At 66.6% G+C, this 4407-nt stretch carries 4 protein-coding genes; all 4 read left to right on the top strand.

Translation table 11 applies throughout. The features are described from left to right. The first annotated feature begins 464 nt into the window (after positions 1–464). Complete coding sequence (gene rnr, locus ACIPIA_RS10850; RefSeq protein WP_400509359.1) at positions 465–2780, top strand: ribonuclease R; 2316 nt, start codon at positions 465–467, stop codon at positions 2778–2780. Then, on the top strand, positions 2780–3226 hold the full coding sequence (locus tag ACIPIA_RS10845) for a DUF983 domain-containing protein (protein WP_400509357.1): 447 nt from the start codon (positions 2780–2782) through the stop codon (positions 3224–3226). The genes rnr and ACIPIA_RS10845 overlap by 1 nt, the downstream gene beginning before the upstream one ends. Continuing rightward, a complete protein-coding gene (locus ACIPIA_RS10840; protein WP_400509355.1) occupies positions 3223–3957 on the top strand; it encodes an NUDIX hydrolase in 735 nt (244 codons plus the stop codon). The genes ACIPIA_RS10845 and ACIPIA_RS10840 overlap by 4 nt, the downstream gene beginning before the upstream one ends. A 161-nt stretch (positions 3958–4118) precedes the next feature. Further along, on the top strand, positions 4119–4286 hold the full coding sequence (gene rpmG, locus ACIPIA_RS10835; RefSeq protein WP_038367996.1) for a 50S ribosomal protein L33: 168 nt from the start codon (positions 4119–4121) through the stop codon (positions 4284–4286). Positions 4287–4407 lie beyond the last annotated feature (121 nt).

Below are 4407 nucleotides of genomic sequence, written 5' to 3'. Positions count from 1 at the left end.
CAGGTCGACGCAATGATCCGGCTTCATCCGCCCATTTTGACTATTTCTTCATCAGACTCACTGCCATTTGTTTGTGCAACGCAACATATGCCCGGAAATTCATCGACAGTTGCGCGGTTTCCTTAGCCGGGCACAGCGTGTTTTTTGGCATTTACGAGTCCCCGAGAATCGCCTTAGCCTCCTTCTTGTCGGCAACAACTGAAAGGAGGTGATCCAGTGTCTCATTGTCATCAACCGCTGGTGCAAAGCGGGTGGACCTGGACCTCTTCTTGCTGGGGTTCGCGTTCCGCGTGAGTTTTCGCACCTTTGATCCGGTTCGCCGGGTCGCGGTTCGACAATGGAAGGGCTGTCCGAAAGGGCGGCCCTTCTTCTTTTGATCTCGCGAATGCTGGCGCAGGAGCGCAAGGCGTGGCAGACAGGCCCCGTGTTCTGCTTTTTTGCCCCCCGCCCGATGAGCCCCGGCCGTGACCGTTCCTGAACCGAGCCGCGAAGCCATCCTCGACTTCATCGAGGAGGAGCGCGCCGCCGGGCGTGAGGTCGGCCGCCGCGAGATCGCCAAGGCCTTCGGACTCGATCAAGGCGGCAAGATCTGGCTGAAGCGCCTGCTGAAGGAACTTGCCCAGGAGGGCGAGATCGGGGGCGACGGCAAGGAGCGCCCGGTCCATCCGCGCGGCGCCCTGCCGCCAGTGCTGCTGTCGGAAATCAAGCGCCGCGACCGCGAGGGCGATCTCGTGGCCCAGCCGCTCGAATGGGACGAGGCCGAAAGCGGCGCACCGCCGCAAATCCTCGTCGAACGTGTCCGCGACGGGCGGCGCAAGCAGAAGGGAGCGGCGCCCGCCCCCGGCGTCGGGGATCAGGTCATCCTGAAGCTGACCAGGCTCAGGGGCGTCGAGGGATTCGGATATTCCGGCCGCGTGCTCAAGGTCATGGGCAAGGCGAAGGCCGCGGTGCTCGGCATCTTCCGCGCCCTGCCCGATGGCTCGGGGCGACTGGTGCCGATTGACAAGAAGGCGCAGGGGCGCGAGGCCATCATCCCCAGGGGCCGCACGGCGGAGGCTCAGGACGGCGACCTCGTCTCGGTCTCGCTGCGGCGCGAGAGCCGCTTCGGCCCGCCGGAGGCGCAGGTCCGCGAGCGGCTGGGCTCGATCAAGTCCGAGCGCGCCGTCAGCCTGATTGCGATCCACGCCCATGCCATCCCCCACGAATTCCCGCCGGCCGCCCTGCAGGAAGCCGCCGATGCGCCGCTGGCCGCGCTGAAAGGCCGTGAGGACTGGCGCGACCTGCCGCTCGTCACCATCGATCCGGCCGACGCCAAGGACCATGACGACGCGGTGCACGCCGCGCCGGACGAGGACCCGGCCAATGCCGGCGGCTTCGTTGTCACAGTCGCAATCGCGGACGTCGCCGCCTATGTCCGCCCCGGGTCGGCACTCGACCGCGAGGCACTGGAGCGCGGCAACTCGGTCTATTTCCCGGACCGTGTCGTGCCGATGCTGCCTGAGCGGATCTCGAACGATCTCTGCTCCCTGCGCGAGAACGAGGACCGTCCCGCCATGGCGGTCCGGCTCGTGCTCAAGGCGGACGGATCGAAGAAGAGCCACTCCTTCCACCGCGTGCTGATGCGGTCGGCCGCGAAGCTGTCCTACCAGCAGGCGCAGGCCGCCATCGACGGCAATCCGGACGAGAAGACGGGGCCGATCCGCGAGAGCGTGCTGATGCCGCTCTGGGCGGCCTATGGCGTCGCGGCACGCGCCCGCGACCAGCGCCAGCCGCTCGAACTTGACCTGCCCGAACGCAAGCTGATCCTGAAACCTGACGGCTCGGTCGAGCGCGTGATCGTGCCGGAGCGGCTGGCTGCGCACCGGCTGATCGAGGAGTTCATGATCCTCGCCAATGTCGCGGCGGCGGAGACGCTGGAGAAGGCCGGGAGCCTCCTGGTCTATCGCTGCCATGACGAGCCCTCGCTCGAGAAGATGCGCGCGCTCGGCGAGGTCCTGGCCTCGATCGGCATCAAGCTGCCGAAGGACGGGGCGCTGCGGCCCGTGCTCTTCAACCGCATCCTGGCGATGATCAAGGGCTCGGAGAACGAGACACTGATCAACGAGGTGGTGCTGCGCACGCAGGCGCAGGCCGAATATGTCGCCGAGAATTACGGGCATTTCGGCCTCAACCTGCGCCGCTATGCCCATTTCACTTCGCCGATCCGCCGCTATGCCGACCTGATCGTCCATCGCGCGCTGATAGCCGCGCTCAAGCTCGGCGATGACGGCTTGCCGAAGGGCACGACCCTGGCCGAGCTGCGCGAGGTCGCAACCCGCATCTCCGCCGCCGAGCGTCGGGCCATGGCGGCCGAGCGCGAGACCACGGACCGCCTGATCGCGCACTTCCTCGCCGACCAGATCGGCGCGAGCTTCGACGGCCGCATCGGCGGAATTAACCGCGCCGGGCTCTTCGTGAAGCTCGACGGCACCGGCGCCGACGGCTTCATCCCGGCCTCGACGCTCGGCGGCGACTATTATCGTTATGACGAGGCTGCCCACGCCCTGATCGGCGAGCGCACCGGCGAGAGCTGGCGCCTCGGCGACAAGGTGCACGTCAAGCTCGTCGAGGCGGCGCCGGTCGCCGGCGCGTTGCGCTTCGAACTGCTCTCTGCCGGCCGGACCGTGGCGACGAGCCGCTCTGGCAAGCGCCGCGGCGGCGCTCCATATGGAGAGAGCCGGCCGGCAAGTTTCGGCAAGAAGAGCAAGCCGGGCTGGGGCAAGCCCGGCAAGAGGCGGTGATGGGCGTCCAGATCCACAGCGCGGAAACTCATGTCGAGACGCGGGACTGGCGGGAGGCCGTGGCGCGCGGACTGATGGGGCACTGTCCTCATTGCGGCCGCGGCCGGCTGTTCCGGGCCTTCCTGAAGCCGGTGGACCGCTGCGAGCGCTGCGGCGAGGATCTGCACCACCAGCGCGCCGACGATCTGCCGCCCTACATCGTCATCACGATCGTCGGCCATATCGTCGTCGGCGGTATCCTGCTCGCCGAGAAATACGGCGACTGGCCGATGTGGTGGCATATGGCACTCTGGCCAGCGCTGACGCTGATCCTCTCGCTCGCCCTGATGCAACCCGTGAAGGGCGGAGTCGTCGGCCTGCAATGGGCCGTGCGCATGCATGGCTTCGGCGGCGAGCCCGCCCGGCCCGAACGCCAGCCCCTGCCCTCATCCGGACCGCGCCCATGACCGACCACACCATCACCCTGACCCAGGCCGAGCGGGTTCGCACCGCCGTCAATCTGCGGCCGAAGGATGCCGCGACCATGCTCATCCTCGATCGCAGCGGCGCAAAGCCGAAGGTGCTGATGGGCAAGCGCCATGCCGGTCACAAATTCATGCCGGGCAAGTACGTCTTCCCGGGCGGGCGCATCGAGGACGGCGACCGGCACATGGTCGCCACCGGCGCGGTGCCGCAGATCTGCGAGGACCGCCTCGGCAAGCGCTGCCTGAGGCCGAGCGCCGGCAAGGCACGGGCACTGGCAATGGCCGCGATCCGCGAGACCTTCGAGGAGACCGGCCTGCTCTTCGGTTCCGACGAGTTCGGAGCACCAGAGACCCCGCCGGCCGGGAGCTGGAGCGAATTCGCCGCGCACGGCGTCTTCCCCGATCTGTCGGCCGTCACCTTCGTCGCGCGTGCGATCACGCCGCCGCGGCGACCGAAGCGCTTCGACACCCGCTTCTTCAGCATCGATGCCTCGGCAGTGGCCAAGAGGATCGACGGAATCGTCGGCCCGGATTCGGAGCTGACCGATCTCGTCTGGGTCGAGTTCGAAGAGGCGGCGGAACTCGACCTGCCGACGATCACCAAGGTCATCCTGGAAGAGGTCGAATCGCGTATCGCCGGTGGCTTTGCGCCTTATCTGCCAGTGCCATTCTACTGGGAGAAGCGCGGAAGCTTCGTGCGCGAGGAGCTCTGACAGGCGGAATCCCGCCTTTTGGCGCGGCTTGTCATCGGATCGTTATTCTTTCTTGACTTCGCCGCCCCTTTGCGGCATCTCCCACGCCGACGGTTTGCCGGGTCCGCCCGGCCATTTTCTTTTCCGAGGGCCAACGGCCCGCATGGTTCGAGGATAGACCCATGGCCAAGGCCGTGACGATCAAGATCAAGCTGCTTTCGACCGCCGACACCGGCTTCTTCTACGTGACGAAGAAGAACTCGCGCACGATGACCGAGAAGATGTCGAAGAAGAAGTATGACCCCGTCGCGCGCAAGCACGTCGAGTTCAAGGAGACCAAGATCAAGTAAGGCTTCGCCTTCCTGGTCTGCTCCAACGCAAAACCGCCCTTTCGGGCGGTTTTTCTTTTGCGGCTTTTCCGGCGACCCTGGGTGTGTGGGCGCAGTTTCGGTGGTGGCGCCGACAGCGGCG

This window comes from Allobosea sp. CER48 (genome assembly GCF_044752385.1).
Classification (GTDB): domain Bacteria; phylum Pseudomonadota; class Alphaproteobacteria; order Rhizobiales; family Beijerinckiaceae; genus Allobosea.
Note: the sequence above shows the minus strand (reverse complement) of the source record. Positions and strands in the feature narration are given on the sequence as shown.